Annotated in this window: 16 protein-coding genes and 1 other RNA gene; 4 read left to right on the plus strand and 13 right to left on the minus strand. The window is 60.4% G+C overall.

Features of this window, described 5'->3' with window-relative positions; translation table 11 throughout:
- Positions 1–15 precede the first annotated feature (15 nt).
- The 4 genes from fusA to KF821_07770 all read right to left on the minus strand — a co-directional run bounded on the left by fusA (position 16) and on the right by KF821_07770 (position 7,423).
- Complete coding sequence (gene fusA / locus KF821_07755) at positions 16–2,085, minus strand: elongation factor G (protein MBX3005703.1); 2,070 nt, start codon at positions 2,083–2,085, stop codon at positions 16–18.
- A gap of 19 nt (positions 2,086–2,104) precedes the next feature.
- Positions 2,105–2,575, minus strand: a complete 471-nt coding sequence (rpsG, locus tag KF821_07760) for a 30S ribosomal protein S7 (GenBank protein ID MBX3005704.1) — start codon at positions 2,573–2,575, stop codon at positions 2,105–2,107.
- 47 nt (positions 2,576–2,622) lie between these two features.
- On the minus strand, positions 2,623–3,045 hold the full coding sequence (gene rpsL, locus KF821_07765) for a 30S ribosomal protein S12 (GenBank protein MBX3005705.1): 423 nt from the start codon (positions 3,043–3,045) through the stop codon (positions 2,623–2,625).
- A 445-nt stretch (positions 3,046–3,490) separates the two neighbouring features.
- Entirely contained in the window at positions 3,491–7,423 is a 3,933-nt protein-coding gene (locus KF821_07770) for a DNA-directed RNA polymerase subunit beta (protein ID MBX3005706.1), read from the minus strand.
- 188 nt (positions 7,424–7,611) lie between these two features.
- On the opposite strand from KF821_07770, the gene rnpB reads away from it, so the two are divergent.
- An RNA gene (gene rnpB, locus KF821_07775) (RNase P RNA component class A) lies at positions 7,612–7,948 on the plus strand.
- Between the two features lie 87 nt (positions 7,949–8,035).
- Here the strand turns inward: rnpB and KF821_07780 are convergent.
- From KF821_07780 to KF821_07810, 7 genes are all read right to left on the minus strand, one after another.
- Positions 8,036–8,299 carry an HPr family phosphocarrier protein gene (locus KF821_07780; GenBank protein ID MBX3005707.1) on the minus strand — a complete coding sequence of 88 codons (264 nt, stop codon included), beginning with the start codon at positions 8,297–8,299 and terminating at the stop codon, positions 8,036–8,038.
- A 45-nt stretch (positions 8,300–8,344) separates the two neighbouring features.
- Complete coding sequence (locus KF821_07785; protein ID MBX3005708.1) at positions 8,345–9,070, minus strand: GntR family transcriptional regulator; 726 nt, start codon at positions 9,068–9,070, stop codon at positions 8,345–8,347.
- Positions 9,071–9,117: 47 nt separating this feature from the next.
- Entirely contained in the window at positions 9,118–9,555 is a 438-nt protein-coding gene (locus KF821_07790) for a fructose PTS transporter subunit IIA (GenBank protein ID MBX3005709.1), read from the minus strand.
- A 116-nt stretch (positions 9,556–9,671) separates the two neighbouring features.
- Entirely contained in the window at positions 9,672–10,709 is a 1,038-nt protein-coding gene (locus KF821_07795) for a PTS fructose transporter subunit IIC (GenBank protein MBX3005710.1), read from the minus strand.
- Between the two features lie 92 nt (positions 10,710–10,801).
- On the minus strand, positions 10,802–11,125 hold the full coding sequence (locus tag KF821_07800; protein MBX3005711.1) for a PTS fructose transporter subunit IIB: 324 nt from the start codon (positions 11,123–11,125) through the stop codon (positions 10,802–10,804).
- On the minus strand, positions 11,126–13,813 hold the full coding sequence (locus tag KF821_07805; protein MBX3005712.1) for a hypothetical protein: 2,688 nt from the start codon (positions 13,811–13,813) through the stop codon (positions 11,126–11,128).
- Positions 13,814–13,817: 4 nt separating this feature from the next.
- Positions 13,818–15,539 (minus strand): class I mannose-6-phosphate isomerase, encoded by a 1,722-nt coding sequence (locus KF821_07810; protein ID MBX3005713.1) that lies wholly within the window; start codon positions 15,537–15,539, stop codon positions 13,818–13,820.
- Between the two features lie 175 nt (positions 15,540–15,714).
- Between KF821_07810 and KF821_07815 the strand changes: the two genes are divergently transcribed.
- Both KF821_07815 and KF821_07820 read left to right on the plus strand, forming a co-directional pair.
- Positions 15,715–16,608: an NAD-binding protein gene (locus tag KF821_07815; GenBank protein ID MBX3005714.1), complete on the plus strand. Its 894-nt coding sequence runs from the start codon at positions 15,715–15,717 to the stop codon at positions 16,606–16,608.
- Complete coding sequence (locus tag KF821_07820; GenBank protein ID MBX3005715.1) at positions 16,605–17,126, plus strand: DinB family protein; 522 nt, start codon at positions 16,605–16,607, stop codon at positions 17,124–17,126. Before KF821_07815 ends, KF821_07820 begins: the two co-directional genes overlap by 4 nt.
- A gap of 18 nt (positions 17,127–17,144) precedes the next feature.
- Here the strand turns inward: KF821_07820 and KF821_07825 are convergent, their stop codons facing one another.
- Entirely contained in the window at positions 17,145–17,873 is a 729-nt protein-coding gene (locus KF821_07825) for a hypothetical protein (protein ID MBX3005716.1), read from the minus strand.
- The gene (era, locus tag KF821_07830; protein ID MBX3005717.1) at positions 17,873–18,787 is read right to left on the minus strand and encodes a GTPase Era; all 915 of its coding nucleotides are present in this window, start codon (positions 18,785–18,787) and stop codon (positions 17,873–17,875) included. The genes KF821_07825 and era overlap by 1 nt, the downstream gene beginning before the upstream one ends.
- A gap of 294 nt (positions 18,788–19,081) precedes the next feature.
- Here era and rpsT point away from each other — a divergent pair, with 294 nt between their 5' ends.
- Complete coding sequence (gene rpsT, locus KF821_07835) at positions 19,082–19,354, plus strand: 30S ribosomal protein S20 (GenBank protein ID MBX3005718.1); 273 nt, start codon at positions 19,082–19,084, stop codon at positions 19,352–19,354.
- Positions 19,355–19,359 lie beyond the last annotated feature (5 nt).

Raw genomic sequence — 19,359 nt, forward strand, 5'->3', positions numbered from 1 at the left:
CTATCTGTATAAGTTCTAGTTGGCTTTGATCAGCTCTTCGGCCAGCTTCTCCGAGACCTGCGTGTAGTGATCGAATTCCATCGTGAAGGCGCCACGGCCCTTGGTGGCCGAGCGCAACTCGGTGGCGTAACCGAACATTTCCGAAAGCGGCATCATGGCACGGATAGCCTGCACCCCACCGGGGCGATGGTCCATACCCTGGATCTCACCGCGGCGAGCGCTCAGCTGGCCCACGATGTCACCCAGGAACTCTTCGGGCACGGTCACTTCCACCTTCATGATCGGCTCCATCAAAACGGCCTTGCCGAGACGCATACCTTCTTTGAAGGCCATCGAGGCAGCCATCTTGAACGCCATTTCATTCGAGTCGACTTCGTGGAACGAACCGTCGTACAGGGTGACCTTGACGTCAACCACCGGGTAGCCACCTACGGTGCCCGACTCGGAGGCTTCCATCACGCCCTTTTGCACGGCGGGGATGTATTCCTTAGGAATAGCGCCACCGACGATCTTGTTCTCGAAGCTTACGCCCTTGCCGGGCTCATCGGGAACCATCTCGAAGACGACGTGACCGTACTGACCACGACCACCGGACTGCTTGGCGTAGCGCATTTCGGCCTTCTTGACTTTGCGCGTGATGGTTTCGCGGTAGGCGACGCGTGGGCGGCCGACGTTGGCCTGCACGCCATACTCACGCATCATGCGATCCACCAGGATCTCCAGGTGGAGCTCGCCCATGCCGGAGATGACGGTTTGGGCTGTCTCCGGGTCAGACTTGACGCGGAAGGTGGGATCCTCTTCGGCCAGGCGATGCAAGGCTTCAGCCATCTTGTCCTGGTCAACCGCGGTTTTGGGTTCCACGGCGATCGAGATCACCGGCTCGGGGAAGCTGATCGCTTCGAGCACGATCTGCTTGTTCTCATCACACAGCGTGTCACCGGTGATGGAGTTCTTCAGGCCCAATACGGCGCCGATGTCACCCGCTTCGATGACGTCTACTTCTTCGCGGCGGTCAGCATACATACGGATCAAGCGGCCGATGCGCTCGCGTTGGCGCTTGACCGGGTTGTATACCGAGCCACCCTTCTCGATCTTGCCGGAGTACACGCGGAAATACGCCAGGCGGCCGACGTACGGGTCAGCCACGATCTTGAACACCAGCGCCGAGGCGGGCTCGTCGTTGCGCGCGTGGCGCTCCACGGGCTGCTCGGTGCGCGGGTCAATCCCCTTGACCGCCGGAATGTCCAGCGGCGAAGGCAGGTAGTCCACTACCGCATCCAGCACCGCTTGCACACCACGGTTCTTCAAAGAAGAGCCGCAGAAGATTGCGTTGGCCTTGCCGGCAATGATGGCACGGCGCAGGGCTGCCTTGAGCTCATCGATCGAGATCTCCTGGCCATCGAGGTACTTGACAGTCAGATCGTCATCGGTTTCGGCGATGGCTTCCACCATCTGCTCGCGCTGCTGGGTGGCCGCGGCCAACAGGTCAGCCGGTACTTCGCCTTCCACCGGCTTGCTGCCATCGTCTGACCACACGATCGAGCGCATCGTCAGCAGGTCCACCACGCCCTGGAAGCCGGATTCGGCGCCGATCGGCAACTGCATCGGGATCGGGTTGGCCCCCAAACGGGTGCGGATGCTCTCGACACTGCGTTCGAAGGAGGCGCCGATGCGGTCCATCTTATTGATGAAGCAGATGCGCGGCACTTCGTAGCGGTCAGCCTGGCGCCATACGGTTTCAGACTGCGGCTCGACACCCATCACGGCGTCAAAGACCACGATACCGCCGTCAAGCACGCGCAGCGAGCGCTGCACTTCGGCAGTGAAGTCAATGTGGCCCGGGGTGTCAATAACGTTGATCAGATGGCCTTTCCACTCGGCGGTCACTGCGGCAGACACAATCGTGATGCCGCGCTCGCGCTCTTGTTCCATCCAGTCGGTAACGGTGTTGCCCTCGTCTACATCACCCAGGCGGTGGGTCTTGCCGGTGTAGAACAAGATACGCTCGGTAGTGGTCGTCTTCCCGGCGTCAATGTGGGCAATAATGCCTATGTTTCTAAACTTCTCAAGTGGGTAATTAGCCATTCTGGTCTAAAAGCTCCAACTAAACACGGTAATGGGAGAAGGCGCGGTTGGCCTCTGCCATCTTGTGGGTTTCTTCTTTCTTGCGCACCGAGGCCCCCTGCCCCTGCGCGGCTTCGCTCAACTCACCGGCCAGCTTCTCGGCAAAGGATTTGCCGCCGCGGGCGCGGGCTGAGGCTACGATCCAGCGGGCGGCCAGCGCGAAGGCGCGCGAGCTGCTCACTTCCATCGGCACCTGGTAGGTGGCGCCACCCACACGGCGGGGGCGCACTTCCATGCTGGGGCCAACGTTCTTCAACGCGGTCTGAAAGACTTCCAGCGGGTTTTGCTTGGTCTTGGCCTCGATCATGTCGAAGGCATCGTAGATCAGGCGCGTGGCCGTGCTCTTCTTGCCATCCAGCATCATGCGATTGATAAAAGCCTGCACCTCGGTGCTCTTGTAGCGCACATCGGGGGTGCTGACTCGTTTGTCTGGGCGTCTGCGTCGTGCCATGTACTTACATCTCCATTAACTGCGGCAAGCTCACCAAGGTGAGCTGCTTAGGCGGCCTTAGGCCGCTTGCTGCCATATTTTGAACGGGCTTGCTTGCGGTCATTCACGCCGGTGGTATCCAGCGTACCGCGCACGATGTGATAGCGCACACCCGGCAGGTCCTTCACACGGCCGCCACGCACCAGCACTACGGAGTGCTCTTGCAGCGTGTGGCCCTCACCCGGGATGTAGGCGGTCACTTCCATACCATTGCTCAGACGCACACGGGCAATCTTGCGCAAGGCCGAATTCGGTTTCTTGGGGGTCATGGTGCGCACGACGGTGCAAACACCACGCTTCTGCGGCGCACCCTTAGCCTGGCGGATACGGCGCTGCTTGTAGGTGTTCAACACATACTGCAGCGCAGGCGCCTTGGTTTTGCCGCGCTTGGTCTTGCGGCCCTTGCGAACTAACTGATTGATTGTCGGCACTATCTTTCTCCGTTTTCTACTTGTCGGCAAAAACGCGCTTGCGTTTTGCCGCGGCGGTGGTTTCCCGCCGCACCATGCTTGTGTTGCCTGCACAGCAAGCTCTCACCCTCGCTGTGATTGTGGGCCGCAGCCCAGCAGTATTCCGTTGTGGGGTTGCCCGCGCCAGACTGCTACGATCTGCCGGGGCGACCACCAGCGCACCCTCCCCGTTCCTGGTGAAGGTCGCCAGCGGCGGAGCATGTTCTCCGCCTGGCTCCGTGGGCGGGCTTGTGCAGCCCGCCCACAGAGTACGAGGCCACCTGATGCAGCGGATGGCCTCGTTGTATTACTTGGCTCGGTTCCGCAGCTGTGCTGCGGGGTATTCAGTTTTCGCGTTCAGCCGTGGGCACTACGCCCATTTCCAGTTGTACGCGAGGATGGATTCTAACCGTGCTCTTTTTAGCCGTCAAGGTGTCTTCTTGAGGTCCTCACCCAGCCCCAGCAAGCCTGTGCCGAGACGCGGCGGGCGAGCACGCTGCTCTTCCTTGCCGAACTTGACCACGCCGTCTTCGGTTTCCGCTTCCACCGAAAGGCCCAGGGACTGCAGCTCTTTCACCAACACGCGGAAGGAAGCCGGAATGCCGGGCTCTTCGATGGGCTCACCCTTGACGATCGATTCGTAGGTCTTGACGCGGCCGACAACATCGTCGGATTTGACGGTGAGCATCTCCTGCAGGGTGTAGGAGGCGCCATAGGCTTCCAGCGCCCACACTTCCATTTCACCGAAGCGCTGGCCACCGAACTGCGCCTTACCGCCCAGCGGCTGCTGGGTGACCAGGCTGTACGGGCCGGTGGAGCGGGCATGCACCTTGTCTTCCACCAGGTGATGCAGCTTGAGCATGTTCATCACGCCCACGGTGACCGGCTGGTCATACTGCTGGCCAGTCTTGCCATCGCGCAGGGCCTGCTTGCCCAGGTAGGGGATGGGCTTGTGGTGCTTGACCATGGCGCGCTGCGCCAGCATGCGCAGGGTTTCGTCGTCGGCATTCTTGCCGGGATCATCCTCACCGAGGCTGATCAGCCACAGGCGCGCACAGGCGTTGGTGGCCTTCTGGCCGCGCTCTTTGCGTACCGGCAGCGAGATATCCGCATGCTCAAAGGCCAGCAGGTCATCGGCGTTGTAGCCCTTGTCCTTCAGCCATTCGCGCACAGTGGATTGGCGCGCATAGGTCATATCCTGCGCCACGCGGCTCATGCTGTACTCCTTGCCCAACCACTGCTCCAGATACAGGTTGCGCACTTCATTATCATCTTCCAGCGATTCGGCATCGTAGGCGCTGTCTTGTTCTGCCAGCCAGGCCCAGGCCTTCTCGCCAGTTTCCTTCCAGGCTTGATCCATCAGCCAGGCACGCGCCAGCTCGGCTTCGATCTCGTACTCGCTGGCACCGTCGAAGACGGGCACCAGGGCGCGGAAGCCGAGGCGCTTGGCCGCCCAGCCCAAGTGGGTTTCCAAGATCTGGCCGATGTTCATACGGCCAGGCACACCCAGCGGGTTGAGGATGACGTCGACCGGGGTGCCGTCTTCAAGGAAGGGCATATCCTCCACCGGCACCACCTTGGACACCACACCCTTGTTGCCGTGGCGGCCAGACATTTTGTCGCCGGCGGTGATCTTGCGGCGCTGCGCCACGGAGACGCGCACCATCTTCTCTACCCCGGCGGAGAGTTCAATGTTGTCCTCGCGGGAGAAGACCTGTACGTCCACCACCTTGCCGCGCTCACCGTGCGGCATACGCAGCGAGGTGTCTTTGACGTCACGCGATTTCTCGCCGAAGATGGCGCGCAACAGGCGCTCTTCGGGCGTGAGTTCCTTCTCACCCTTGGGCGTGATCTTGCCCACCAGGATGTCGTTGGGGCCAACTTCGGCGCCGATGCGCACGATGCCGTACTCGTCGAGGTCCTTCACCGCTTCTTCGCCCACGTTGGGGATGTCGCGAGTGATCTCCTCAGGGCCGAGCTTGGTGTCGCGCGCCTCGAGCTCATACTTCTCGATGTGGATCGAGGTAAAGCGATCGTCTTGCACCATCTTCTCGCTGATCAGGATGGCGTCTTCAAAGTTGCCACCCTCCCAGGAGAGGAAGGCCACCACCGCGTTCTGGCCCAGGGCCAGCAAACCATCCACCGTGGAGGAGGAGTCAGCGATGACATCGCCCTTCTTGACGCGCTGGCCCTTGACGACGGCCGGGCGCTGGTCAATGCAGGTGCTCTGGTTCGAGCGCTGGTATTTGCGCAGCTTGTAGGTGCGATCCTTCTTGCTCTTGCTGCCCTTGATGGTGACTTCATCACCGCTCACGGAGACGACTTCGCCGTCCTCTTCGGCCTGGATGACCTGGCCAGAGTCTTTGGCGGCGTGGCTCTCCATACCGGTGGAGACCAACGGCACTTCGGGCACCAGCAGCGGCACGGCTTGCGACATCATGTTCGAACCCATCAGGGCGCGGTTGGCGTCGTCGTGCTCCAGAAACGGGATCAGCGCAGCACTGATGCCCACCACCTGGTGCGGGGCAACATCCATGTATTCAATATCTTCAGCACTGGCGAACAGGAAGCTGGAGCCATAGCGGCACGAAGCACGCTGGCGCACAAACTCACCCTCTTCGTTCAGCAGCGCGCTGGCTTGCGCGATGTAGTAGCGGTCTTCATCATCAGCCGAGAGGAAGTGCACTTCATCGGTGACGTAAGGCACCACCAGCACTTCTTCCACACCCAGCTTGGCAATTTCCTTGGCCAGCTTGTCATCGATGCGCGTGCCTTCTTTGGCAACCACCTTCTCGTTCTTGGGGTCCACCAGGTCCTCGCGCAGCTTGCGGCCCACCAGGCGCTTGTCGTCCGGCGGCAGCGCCCCGGTCACCTTGCGGTACGGGGTCTCCACGAAGCCATAGTCGTTCACGCGGGCGAAGGAGGCCAGGTTACCGATCAGGCCGATGTTCGGGCCTTCGGGGGTCTCGATCGGGCAGATGCGGCCGTAGTGCGAGTGATGCACGTCACGCACATCGAAGCCGGCACGCTCACGGCGCAGACCGCCAGGGCCGAGCGCCGAGACGCGGCGCTTGTGGCGCAGCTCGGACAGCGGGTTGGTTTGATCCATGAACTGCGAGAGCTGGCTGGAGCCGTAGAACTCACGCAGTGCGGCCACCATCGGGCGGATGTTGATCAGCGTGATCGGCGAGAGCTGTTCCTGGTCACGGATGGACATGCGCTCTTTGATCACGCGCTCCATGCGGCGCATACCCACGCGCAGCTTGTTTTGGATCAGCTCACCCACCGTCTTGAGGCGGCGGTTGCCGAGGTGGTCAATATCATCGGCGTGCTCCACGCCATTGTTGATCAGGATCATGCGCCGGGTGAGGTTCACCAAGTCCCACTTGGTCATGGTGCGGTGATCCAGCGCCACGCGGTCCTTCTGGCCCAACTTCTGATTGAGCTTGTAGCGGCCCACGCGCTCCAGGTCATAGTGGCGCTGGTCGAACAGCTGGGTCTCGAGGAATTCGGTAGCGTTATCCAAGGTGGCCGGGTCACCGGGGCGCATGCGCTTGAAGAATTCGATCAGCGCCGCTTGGGCGATGGTGAGCTTGCCATTGTTGGTGTCCCACTCCGGCTCCTGATTCAGGGTGGCCTGAATGAACTGGCGGTCCGGGTTGGTATCGATATCGGCGAACAGCGCCATGATCTCTTCGTCGGTGCCATGCTTGAGCGGCGAGGTGCGGTTGCCGTCATCCACGGCGCACAGGGCGCGCAACAGCACCGTGATGGGCACGGTGCGCTTGCGGTTGAACTTCAGGGTCAGGTAGTCAGCCTTGCGCGTCTCGAACTCCATCCAGGCGCCGCGGTCAGGGATCAGCTTGGCGGTGGCCTGCGGGCGGTTGGTGGCGCGGTCCAGTGGGGCTTCGAAGTACACACCCGGCGAGCGGATCAGTTGCGAAACCACCACGCGCTCGGTACCGTTGATGATGAAGGTGCCCTTCTCGGTCATCTCAGGGAAGTCACCCAGGAAGATATCTTGCTTGATCGGCTCGGGCACATCCGGCCCGGCCAGCAGCACGGAGATGTACAGCGGGCTGGCATAGGTAAGATCGCGCTCGATGCACTCTTCGATGGAGAATTTGGGGTCTTCAAACCAATACTTCAAATCCCACTGCTTGGCTTCGGGCGTGCGGCTGGGGAAATACAAGCGCATACCCTTGTTGTAGGATTCAATTGGCGAAATCTCATGGAAGAGGTCGCCCAAGCCATCCGACTTGAGACGGCGGAACGAGCTGAGCTGCACCTCGATGAGGTCAGGCAGGGTCAACTGCGTGGACAGACGGGAGTACGTTTTGGTGGGAAGAGCTTGCGCCATTCAGCGCCTCCTAAAAGGGTGTACAACGAAAAAAAGACCAGCCGCTCTCAATTTCACAAAGGGCGGCCAGTTTGCGACAGGTGATTATAGAGCATGCGGTCTAAAGATGTCAAGCGTATTTAAGGAAGAAGTAAGCTGGCTCACTGGCATTTGACTCCCCCGGCTAGCGTGCTGTATCATACCGCTTCCAGGTTGGTCGGATGATCGCGGGTTCCCTTCGGGGGGCTCGAGGAAAGTCCGCACTCCATAGGGCATGGCGCCGGGGAAATCCCGGGGCGGGGAAACCTGCCGGATCGGGCCACAGAAATACACCACCGCGCAAGCGGCCAGGGTGAAATGGTGAGGTAAGAGCTCACCGGCGCGGCAGCAATGTCCGCGGCCAGGCAACCCCCGCTGGGAGCAAGGCCAAACAGAGGTGAGCAGCGGCCCGCTGCACTTGAGCCTCGGGTAGGCTGCACAGATAGATGATCATCCAAGCCCGTTCTGCGGGCTGGACAAAATGCGGCTTATAGACCGGCCTGGAAACAGTGCCGCTGCACCCTCCCCGGGGCAGCGGCACTGTTTCCATTCCAGTCCCATTCACGCGTGCGGCCTAGCACATTACCTAACGCACTACTCCCCAAAATTGTTAGCCGCCAGCGCCTGCAATTCCGCCAGCGCCGCCTCGGCGCCCTCCCCCTCGGCCGAGAGCTGGATCACCCCGCCCTGCCCCACGGCCAGCGTGAGCAAAGCCAGCAGGCTCTTGGCGCTGACGGTGCGCCCCTCGTAGGTGACGGTGATTTCAGCGGCGTGCTTCTGGGCCGCTTTGACGAACAAGGTGGCTGGGCGTGCATGCAAGCCCACCGCGTTCTCAATGGTCAGCTCGATCGATTTCATGCTGAACCCTCCTATTCTTTTAGTTGGATCGGGAAACAAGCCGCGTTAGTACTTGACGTAATAGCGGTACTCACGGCCCACGTAGTAGCAAATGTTGTATTCGGTGAAGCGCCGGTCTGTGCTGTGGCTGATCTTGACGCTCTTGAGCACCGGCTCCGACGCCGCGATACGCAGCTTCTCGGCCACTTCGGGTGGCGGCAGCATCGCTTCAAGGTAATCCAGGGCGGAGGTGAAGAAGATGCCAAACTGGCCCAGGTACTCGTAGAAGGATTGGTAATAATCCGCCGGGTTGGTGGAAAATTCGCGCGTAAAGGGAAAGGTATTGATCGAATAGCCGATCAATACGCCGTCATCCACGGCACGCACACGTTTAAGCTGAATGATCGGGTCGCCTTCGGCGATGTTGAGGATGCCCGCCAGGATCTTGTCAGCCTTGGTTTCAGCAAGCTCGACATCCACGGTGGTGGCCTTCTTGCCCAGGGCGTGCATTTCATTAGTGAAGCTTTTGAGCACCGGGCGCTCTGCCAGGTTCTCTTGCCAGTCAGTCACAAAGCTACCCTTGCCGCTCTGGCGCACCAGGTAGCCGGCGTTCTCCAGCTCGTTGAGCGCCTTGCGGATGGTGATGCGGCTCACCTGGTATTGCTCGCACAGCTCCATTTCAGTCAGGATCTGGTGCCCGGGCTTCCAGTGCCCAAACAGAATCTTATAGCGCAGCTCTTCTTCGATCTGGCGATACTTTGGCAGGGATGGTTTGGCGCTTGAATTCTGCATGTGGCCCGTATCAGATGATGGAAAGCGAATGCCCCACAGCCCCATAGCTAGGCCAACAACGCATCCAGAATGGCTTGTTTGGCGGAGGATTCTTCAAGTAACTGCCTGATTTTATCATCAAGCAATTTCTTGGCCACCGAGGAGAGGATCTTGAGGTGCAAGTTATCCGTATTCTCTTCGGGCACGGCGATGCCGAACACCAAGCGCGCCTGCTCATCCTCGTTCCAAGCCACCGGGGCCGCCAGGCGCAGGTACACCAGGCCCGAATGCGCCACACCCGCCGAACGTGCATGCGGAATGGCGATCAGGTTGCCGATGCCCGTAGGCACCATCGCCTCACGTTCATACACATCCTCGATGTAGCGCGCCGGGTCACTCAGCCGGCCGGCGGCATCCAGCAAGGCAGCCACCTGGGCGATCACCGCCGCCTTATCCGCCAGGGCTACATCCAGGGCGATCAACTGTTCATTAATGATTGTGTCCATACAAGTATCCTCGCAGCGCCTGTTCTGGCTGGCTGGGGTTGCCAGCCAGCCAGAATGAGGAGGTGCACATCCGGCCATGCGCCAGGGGAATCGCGCACGGCCAGTGTAAAACCGAACTACTTGGCTTCTTGGTGATCCTTCAACAGCATGCCCATCATCACCGCCGCCACAATCGTGCCAATAGCACCAAAGACGAGGTAGAGAGGGATGTTGTTGACCAAGGGGATGGTGAAAATACCACCGATCGGAGCGCTGAGGGTGATGCCAAACATACCCGCCAACGCACCGCCCACCGCCGCGCCGATCATGATCGAAGGCAGCACCACCTTAGGATGAGCAATCACGAAGGGAATGGCGCCTTCAGCGATGAAGCTCAGGCCCATGATGGCGGCCGGCTTGCCGGCGTCACGCAGCTCAGGCGAGAACTTCTTGGGGAACAGGAAGGTGGCCAGGGCGCAGCCACCGCTGATGGCGAAGGCAGCGGCGCCGATGGCACCCATCGCCACGGAAGGCACGGCGCTGCCATCGGCGGCAGTGAGGGTAGCCACCGAGAAGAGGTAGGCAGCCTTGTTGACCGGGCCACCGACGTCAAAAGCGGCCATGGCGCCAATGACAGCGCCCAACAGGGCGGCGTTACCAGTGCTGAGGCTCTGCAGGAAGCCGTTGACGGCGCCGTTGAGCGGGGTCACGAAAGCGTTGATGGCGATCATGCCCAGGGCCACCAGGATGGTACCGACCACCGGGTAGATGATCAGGGTCTTAGCACCCTCAAAGGAGCGCGGCAGGCCCTTGGTAGCTTTCTTGAGCAGGTTGATCAGCCAGCCGGCCAGGAAGGCGCCGGCGATGGTGCCCAGGAAGCCGGAGCCACCATCACGCGCCAGCAAACCCACCACTACACCAGCCAGCAGGCCGGGGCGATCAGCGATGGAGTAGGCAATGTAGCCACCCAGGATGGGCAGCATCATGCCGATGGTGGTGGCGCCGACGGTCAGCAGCCAGGCCGAGACGGGGTTGCTGGCGCCGAAGCTGGCCGCACCCGAGTTGGACGCATCAAACAGGAAGGCGAACGAAATAAGTACGCCGCCAGCCACGATGAACGGGATGAAATACGAGACACCCGACATCAAATGGCGATAGATAGCTTTTCGATCCATGTCTTTCTCCTTATGGGGCCAACCCTAGCGGGTTGGCCAAGCGAAAATCAAACGCAACGACTCCTCGATGATATTTGTGTGCGACCGCCTCCTTAGGGGTTGTAGACTTCGGCTTTGCCGTCTACGATCTGTTGGATCACTTGCTCGCCACGATGAATGGCGTCAGAAGATGACACGGTGAGTATTGGCTTGCCACGGAAGCGTTCCATCTCCACCATGGTGTCGACGGCCAGCACAATCGCTTCGGCTTCCTGGATGTCTTCATCCGTGAGGCGGTTTTCCACGCCCCCTGCCCCATTGGTCTCCATCTTCAAGTCGTAGCCGTGCTGCTTGGCAAACTTGATCAGGGTCTCGGCTGCAATGTAGGTATGGGCAATGCCTGCCGGGCAGGCGGCCACGCCAACGAGTTTCTTCATCTATGCATCCTTTCCGGTTTTGGTGATGACGAGGTTGAGTAGTTCACCCGCGGCAAACTGCTCAGCGAGGGTGTGCATGGGAGTGTGGTTCTCTTCCACCAGGTCGGTCTTGCCAGTCAGCGCCAGGCCAGCGCCCAGCGAGAGCGAACCAGAGGGCTGCGGCGCGGCCTCGGCGTTGAACATGCGCAGGATGTAGCCTTCGCCACCGTCAGACTTGATCAGTGTGCCAAAGCTGGCATCTGAGTCGATCGAGGCGAACTTGAAGTGCGCCGGCAGCGCCGGTACCCACGGGTTGATGGGGAAGTAGCTGATCAGGAAGAAAGTGGGATCGATCTTCTGCTTCTGGCTGTAGATCGGGTCTACGGCGAAGATGGCGTACTCGCGGAAGAGCTTGTTGCCATCCAGCGTGGCCGAGAAGCCAATACCAAAGTCAAACTCCACCGTCCCCTGCATTTGATGGGTGGGCGCGGGCAGCAGGCGCTCCGGCATGCCGCTGGGGCGGCCTGGACGGCGGTGGCGGTCGGGCAGGCCCACGTAGCCCATGGCACGCAGTACGGTGAGCATCAGGTCACCAAAGCCCTCACCCACGAATTCGTATTCCTTGAGGCTGCGAGTGAAGACGGTGAGCACGCCCTGCTCGTCCTGGGTGCTGACATGGTTGAGCAGCGGGCCGGTGGCGCTGGGCTCTTCGAAGTACTTCAGTTCCTTCCAGATCGCCATTTCCTCGCGCACACAAGGGCGCTCAATGAGGCTGTACTGCGCCCCGGCATGGAAGGTTTCGATGGTTTTGTGGGTGCGAATGCCGATGCGCAGGCGGTGGTCTACGCTGCTGTTGACCACCTCGCCGCGCACGCGTAGGATGCCACTGTCATCCAGGCTGAGCTTCACCCAGAACGGCAGCGTGTGATCAGCTACCTTCAGCTTGCGCTGCTCCAGATTGCTGGGGATGGCCATCTCGCCTTCGAAGAGCATCTCGGCGTGCAAGCCAGTCTGCGTGCTGGTCTTGAAGTCGGCGGCGGTGATTTCGCGCGTCACCAGCCACTCGTCTTCGGGGGCCGGATAGTCGTAATCGTAGCTGTCACCTTCGTCGCCGCCGTCCTGCAGGAACAGCGCACGCTGCACGCTCTGGCCGGTGCGCTTGTCAGTGATGGTGATGCCCTCAGCATCGCAGCTCACGCTGAGGAACTCATTCTCGATACTGTGCTGATTCTGTGGGACGACCACTTCGGGAGCCTGGTCGCCCTGCTCCACTACGGAGAGGGTCTTGTAAGAGATACCGTCAAACTCGCCCAGGTTGCAAACAATTTCTGTGCGGTAGAACCACACGTCTTCGTTCATATCGGCCGGATTCTTGCGTGCCACGCCCCAATAGTGCTTGACCTGCTCCAGCACGGTGTACGGCAGGGTCTTGCCCTCCAGCTCCAGAGTGAAGCCGGGGCCGCGCGACACGATGGAGAGGCGCTGCACCATCTCGCGCTTCCACGGCAGGCTGTTGATGACCACCAGCGCCATACCGGGCAGCTGGCTGTCATCTACTGAGAAGGACAGCAGACGGCACAAGTAATCACGCGTGCCACGCATGATGTTGTACGAGATGGTGGCCATGTCTTTGATGGCTTTGTTGGTCTCATCACCGTGGGTGGCGGAGCCGTGGGTCTGGCAATTGACCAGCTTGTACCAGGTCTCATCGATGAGGCCCTGGTCGTAAGGGATACCCACCGCATCCAGCATGGCCATCATGGGCTGCACTTCGTAGGAGATGCGGCGCTCTACGCGGTCAATCAGGGTCTTGATGTCCGAGCGCGCCGAGTGCATGCCATTCATATGAAGGCGGTGATATTGCGGCGAGAGGATCTCGCCCACATGTGTCTTTAGGTCTTTGCCGTTCTTACGTACATGCTCAAAATACTCGGCCCAGGTGGTGTACTTGAATTCAATGCGGTCTTGAATGCTGTTGTAGTGCTTGATCTTCTCGGGAATGTCCAGCATGACTGGGTTCTGGTCAAAGCCCAGCGGGAAGACGAACTCGTTCTTGAGCGTGCTGCGTTCTACGAGGCGGTCGATCAGCTTAGCGACATCGATCTTGTTGTAGTCCTCGGCCTCGTTGGTGAACAGCTTGCCGTCACGGAAGGCGTGGGCGCCGTAGCCGTAACCAGACAGCAGCACATTGCACAGTACCTGGCTGCCGTCATTGGATTTGAAGTAAAACTCATTACCGAGCCCGTAGATATCGCCCACCCCACGGGTGAAGACGAACTCTTTTATGCCGAACTGGTTGTAGATCTTGGGCATGTCGCTGGCGGCGCCGAACGGGTCTGCCAGATAGGCAATGCGTGAGGCTTTGCCCAGCTTCTTGGCGTTCTTGATGCCTAGGCGCAGGTTGTTAACCACCGACTCAGCGGAGCTCATGTAGGTATCGAGCTGAGACACAAACGGCCCAATGACCAGCTTGCCACTGGACACCAGGCCGCGCACCTCTTCGGTATCCTCAGGGTGGAGCTGAAGATATTCGTCAATCGCCACGGTTTGTCCGTCAAAGAAGAAATCTTTGACGCGGCCATCAGCAAAGGCGCGCATCATCTCGCGCATGTTGTAGGCAAACACCACCATCGACTCTTGCGAGCTAAACCACCAATACGGGTCCCAATGGGTATGGTGAATACCGTGAGCGATCAGTTTCTCAGACATACTGCTACTTATCCTCTCTTACAAAGGCCTTGTGCAGCACTACCGGCTGCTTGCCTTGTGCAATCACTTCGTAACGGCCCAGGCTGGCGGGCACCAGAATGACATCCAGGTACTTGGCGTCATAACCTTTGCTGGGGTCTGCTACTGATTGGACGCGAACGGCCTCGCCGTCTACCACGGTGAGCACGCAAAAATCGCCGTGGTTGTCACCCGGGTAGCGGCTGCCGGTTTCCATTTCGATGCGATGGGTCTCGAAAAAGATCTCTTCGTGCTGCCCTACCAGCAGCTCACGCCAGCCTTCGCCAGTGGCAAAAGGACGCGGCTCAAAGGCAATGTTCTCCATCACCCACTTTTCATCGCGCTCAAAGCGCAAGGCCTGCTCACCCAGCTTGGTGTGCAGCGGGCGGGGCTTGCCGGTGATGTCCATGCGCGTGTAGTCATACATCTTATAGGTGTAGGCGCTCATCGTCAGCGTGCCGAGTTCCAACACCAGCTGGTTGCGGCCAGAGGCGTGGACTGTACCCGCTGGCAGGAGGATTTGGCGGCCCACGTTGGATGGGATGGCATGCACATAGGCCTGGTAATCCACCAGCGAGCTGTCTTTCTCAGACTGGCGCACCAGCTCCAAGAACTTGTGCGGATCGGCATCCGAGCGGAAGCCGCAGTAGGTAGCCGCGCCGTGCCCGGTGAGCACGACGTAATAGGCCTCGTGCTGGGCGGCGTAATCACCATACAGCTCACGCGCCATGGCGTCGTTGGGATGGCACTGCACCGACATATTGCCGTTGCTGTGCCATGTATCATCGTAGTTGAAGCGGATGGGCAGGTAACTGCCAAAACGGGCGTGCAGCTTGGGGCCAATTACGCCCTGCGCCACCGCATCCATAAAGGTAAGGAAGGGGATGTCGATGAGGTGCTCACCACTCTGCGCCAGCAAGCTGGCTTCGGTATGAATGAGCTCAAACGACCAGGCTACTTTGTCTACCAGGTCTTTGGGCACGTTGCGGTAGCGCTGCAGGAACTGGCCGCCCCACACACCCTCGACATATACGGGCTTGGCGCGCAGCGGGCGCGCTTGCAACTGCTCACACACCGCCTGCAGGGAGCGGCCGCTGAGCAGGCTGAACGAGAGGCTAGAGTCAAGCAGGTAGTGGTCAATCAGCCCCCCCTGCACCAGTTGCTTACGCAAACCCACGGCCAACTCATTGTCAATGAAATAGGTCTGGCGCACGGTGGTATCCATGTCGTATTCGCCGTTGCTGCCCAGGCACTGATACTGGCCGGCGAATACACGCCACGCTTCGTCTTTGGGCGTTACGTCAACGAAGGCGATTGCGGCAGCCGCGTGCCGCGGCTGGGCGGCTGCGCTGCCCAGGCCGAAGAGCACCGTGCTAGCATCCGCCGGCACGCTGGCGAGGAAGGCGGCAAGCGCCTGGCTATCGAAGAAGGGCTCATAGCCCTGATCGAACAGCCTGCCGAAGATCAGCTCCGGATCGGTTTCGCGATCCATGGGCAGATACGGGGCGAGCAGATTTCGGATGTCTTGTGGGGAGCGATAGAATTGGGAAACGTCTTGGAAGGTAACGGAAGGTGCGGCTTGGCGAATGGCATCCACCAGGCCGTTGATATTGGCGCCAGGCATACCGTCCAGCACCAACAAGCCGGTGGGAAGCTGGGCAGCCAGGGCATTGGCAGCCTCGGTAAGCGAAGTTTTGAGATCAGCCACAGGAGCCACAGGATTAACGGCGGTGAGATCATCAAATGGAATTGGTTTGTACGCAAAGCCCATGCTTACCGGCCGCAGCCTCCTGAGTACATAATGTTATGACAATATATTATTATCAAACAAGCCTGTCAAGGGTAGTTCGCCCCACAAACGCAGCCACAAGGAGCAGCAGCATATGAGCAATTCCCCCACCCTCGGTTTTATCGGTCTGGGCCTGATGGGCAAACCGATGGCCGCCCATCTATTGAAGGCCGGCTTCCCGCTGTGGGTACACAACCGCAGCCAGGCCGCCGTCGACGAGCTGGTGGCCCAAGGCGCCCACCAAGCCGGCTCGGCTAGAGAAGTGGCCGAACACGCCGAGATCATCATGACCTGCCTGCCTGACTCGCCCGATGTAGAAGGCTGCGTGTTAGGCGAAGATGGCATCCTCTCCGGCGCACAGCCCGGCCTGATCGTGATCGACCACTCGACGATCAAACCGGCCACGGCGCGGCACCTGGCCGCGGCGCTGGCCGCGCGCGGCATGCACTTCCTCGATGCGCCGGTGAGCGGCGGCCAGATTGGCGCGCAGAACGGCACGCTGACCACCATGGTGGGCGGTGACGCCGCCGCGCTGGAAACGGCCCGACCGGCCCTGGCAGCCTTTAGTAAGGCGATCACGCACATCGGCGGGCCGGGGGCGGGCCAGGTAGCCAAGTGCTGCAACCAGATGATGGTGGCGGCGCAAATGGCGGTCATGGCCGAGCTGCTGATCCTGGCTCGCAAAGCCGAGGTGGACGCGCAGAAGGTGGTGGCCGCCATCCGCGGCGGCGCCGCCCAATGCTGGACGCTGGACAATAAGCCGCAGCTGCTCTTCGAGGGCAAGCGCCAGCCAGGCTTCAAAGCCTATATGCAGGTGAAGGATCTGGGCATCGTGATGGAAACCGCCAAGGAGTTGGGCATGCCGCTGCCCGCCACCGCTGCCAACACACAACTTTTCAACGCCATGATGGCGCTGGGCATGCAAGACCTGGATAACTCCGCCATAGTAGGCGTGATGGAGCAGTTAGCAGGCGTGGAGCTGCTATGAGCCTGAGTAACGAAGCGCTGTGGCGCCAATACGGTGCAGCGATCGACGAGCTGGCTCTAGTGATTGCCGATTGCCCTGCGGAACTGTGGCAGGCCAGGCTGTGGAACGACCACCCCGACCAATGGATGGCCAAGGGCTTCTCGACCTTTTGGTATCTGGGCTATCACGCCATCTTCTGGCTGGATATTCACCTGTTTGGCACAGAAGAAGGCTTCGCCCCGCCCGCGCCGTACCCATTGGTGGAGATGCAGCCACACGAAACTCTGCCCGCGGTACTCTCGAAACAAGCGCTGCTCGATTATCTGGCCATCTGCCGCCAGAAGTGCAAGGACATCGTGCTGAACCTGACGCCGGAGCAGGCCGCCCGCGTGTGCAGCTTCCCCTGGGGTGAGCCTAGCTACGGCGAACTACAGCTTTATAACCTGCGCCATCTGCAAGAGCACGCCGCGCAACTCAAGCTCTTCCTAGGCCAGCAAACCGGCTACCAAAGCCAATACGTCACCCGTGCAGAACTGTAAATAAAAAAACGCAAAACGCTAAATAAATCCCTGATACACAAAGAACGCGCCCACCACCATCAGCAGCACGCCCGCCTGCAGGGTCAGGCGGCGCAGCCAGGCGGGTGCGTGCTCCTGGCGCAGCAATACCTGGCGTGCCCACCACAACTGGGCCAACGCAAACAACAGGCTGCCGCCGGCCGCCGCATACGCGCTGGCCATCGGCCAGCCGCGCTCGATGAGCTTATACAATGCCGCATACACCAGCATGCCGATCGCACTGATGTACAGCGTGCGCCATTGCACCTGGCTGGCACTGGGCTTGCTACGCCCGCGCTTGGCCTGTGCCAAGCGGCGGCTGGCTTGCACCATCACCGCCAGCACCAGGACTACCAAAATCAGCGCTGGCACCGGGGCATAGGGATGCAACTCGAAGATCTTGAAGCCCAGCGCCAGGAGCACCGCGGCGATCGCCGTGGCCGCTGGGGCACGCGCCGCCCAGGCCAGGCTGCCCCAGCCTGCCAGCAACTCGCCCGCCGCCAGCACCAGCAGCGCCACCACAAAGTTGCCCAGGTAGCGGCTTTCCGAACCGGTGAAGGTGCGCACGCCAGCCTGGCCCACGATCCACAGCGCCAGCAGCAAGTACAGCGTTAGCGCGGCGGCATGCGCCAGGCCGCGGCGTTCAGCTTCGTCTTCCAGGCGGCCAGCCGCCCAGGCGCCAACCGCAATCGCTACCACAGCAAGCACAAGCAATCCCGACCACACCATCAGTCTTTCCTCCGGGCGTAGCCCATGCGCTCCAACTGCAGCTCATCATCACGCCAGCCTTCGTTTACTTTCACGCGCAACTCCAAAAACACGTTACGTGCGCTCATTTTCTCGATCTCTTCACGCGCCGCCTGGCCAATTTTCTTGATCATGCGCCCGCCCTCGCCCACTACGATGCCCTTATGCGAGTCGCGCTCTACGAACAGGGTGGCCTCGATCTTGGCGCCCTGCTCGCCGCGTTCGAGGTACTCGTCGATGCGCACAGCGATGCCGTGGGGCACTTCATCGCGCAGCGATTGCAACGCCGCCTCGCGGATTAGGTCGGCGGCGATCTGGCGCTCCCAAAAATCGGTAATTTGGTCCGGCGGGTAGAAGGGATCGCCCGCGGGCAGCAAGGCTTCCAGCGTTTGCAGCAGCTCGGGCAGGCCGGCGCCGCTACTGGCCGAGAACTCCAGCAGCTGGACTGCGCTGGCCAGCGCGCCATACTGCTCACGGCGTGCGCTGCGCGTCTCCTCATCGCTCACCAGGTCGATCTTGTTCAGCGCCAAGAGCAGCGGCTGCTGGCGCTGGCGCGCCGCCAGGCGTTCCGCCAGGCCGCGATCCTCCTCGGTGGGCGGGGTGGAAGCATCCACCAGGAACAGCAAGACATCGCCATCATCGAGGGCGTAGAAAGCATCGGCGTTCATAAAATCGCCCAACTTGCTGCGGCGCTGGTGCACGCCAGGGGTATCAACAAAGATCATCTGGGCCTTTTCGGTGGTCAAGATGCCCAGTTGGTTGCGCCGCGTGGTTTGCGGCTTGGAAGATACGGCCGCCACCTTTTGCCCCAACAGGGCATTCATCAAGGTGGATTTGCCCACATTGGGGCGGCCCAAAACGGATACGTAACCTGCTTTAAATGTCATTACTTTCATTTTATCAGGGGTGGGAAAAGCGAGTGAGCAGGGAACGGTGATTAGTAAACAGGGGGAACGAGTAATCAGGAATAAGGGAGCAGTGATCAGTGATCAGTGATCAGTGAACAGGGAACAGGGAACAGGGAACAGGAACAGGGAACAGGGAACCCAAAGGGTAAACCACCCACTCCTCCCAAACGGGTGAGAATTGCTCATGCACTGCTCCCTCCTCACCGCTCACCAGGCTCTGGACAAAGCCGCGCCAATCATGTAAAATCCCTCCGCTTTCATATAGGATTCGGAGGAATTACTTTGGCAAACATTAAATCTGCCATCAAGCGCAACCGGCAGAACGAGAAGCGCCGTCTGCAGAATCGTGTTTATCGCAGCTCGGCCAATACGTTTGTGCGCAAGGCCAATGCCGCCATCGCCGCGGGCGATGTAGAGCAGGCCAAGGAAGCCACCAAGGTGGCTGTGGTCGCCCTGGACAAGGCCGCCAAGAAGAGCATCATCCACGCCAACAATGCCGCTCGCCGCAAAGGTAACTTGATGAGCAAGCTGCACGCGTTGGAAACCGGCAAGTAACCTGC

It is taken from the genome of Anaerolineales bacterium (genome assembly GCA_019637755.1).
GTDB lineage: Bacteria > Chloroflexota > Anaerolineae > Anaerolineales > UBA11579 > JAMCZK01.

Excerpts from the sequence above, each read along its gene's own strand:
- fusA (MBX3005703.1), bottom strand. The coding sequence starts at position 2,085 with ATGGCTAATTACCCACTTGAGAAGTTTAGAAACATAGGCATTATTGCC.
- KF821_07795 (MBX3005710.1), bottom strand. The coding sequence starts at position 10,709 with ATGGATCGAAAAGCTATCTATCGCCATTTGATGTCGGGTGTCTCGTAT.
- KF821_07800 (MBX3005711.1), bottom strand. The coding sequence starts at position 11,125 with ATGAAGAAACTCGTTGGCGTGGCCGCCTGCCCGGCAGGCATTGCCCAT.
- KF821_07780 (MBX3005707.1), bottom strand. The coding sequence starts at position 8,299 with ATGAAATCGATCGAGCTGACCATTGAGAACGCGGTGGGCTTGCATGCA.
- KF821_07770 (MBX3005706.1), bottom strand. The coding sequence starts at position 7,423 with ATGGCGCAAGCTCTTCCCACCAAAACGTACTCCCGTCTGTCCACGCAG.
- KF821_07805 (MBX3005712.1), bottom strand. The coding sequence starts at position 13,813 with ATGTCTGAGAAACTGATCGCTCACGGTATTCACCATACCCATTGGGAC.
- KF821_07820 (MBX3005715.1), top strand. The coding sequence starts at position 16,605 with ATGAGCCTGAGTAACGAAGCGCTGTGGCGCCAATACGGTGCAGCGATC.
- rpsG (MBX3005704.1), bottom strand. The coding sequence starts at position 2,575 with ATGGCACGACGCAGACGCCCAGACAAACGAGTCAGCACCCCCGATGTG.
- KF821_07785 (MBX3005708.1), bottom strand. The coding sequence starts at position 9,070 with ATGCAGAATTCAAGCGCCAAACCATCCCTGCCAAAGTATCGCCAGATC.
- KF821_07815 (MBX3005714.1), top strand. The coding sequence starts at position 15,715 with ATGAGCAATTCCCCCACCCTCGGTTTTATCGGTCTGGGCCTGATGGGC.
- era (MBX3005717.1), bottom strand. The coding sequence starts at position 18,787 with ATGAAAGTAATGACATTTAAAGCAGGTTACGTATCCGTTTTGGGCCGC.
- KF821_07790 (MBX3005709.1), bottom strand. The coding sequence starts at position 9,555 with ATGGACACAATCATTAATGAACAGTTGATCGCCCTGGATGTAGCCCTG.
- KF821_07825 (MBX3005716.1), bottom strand. The coding sequence starts at position 17,873 with ATGGTGTGGTCGGGATTGCTTGTGCTTGCTGTGGTAGCGATTGCGGTT.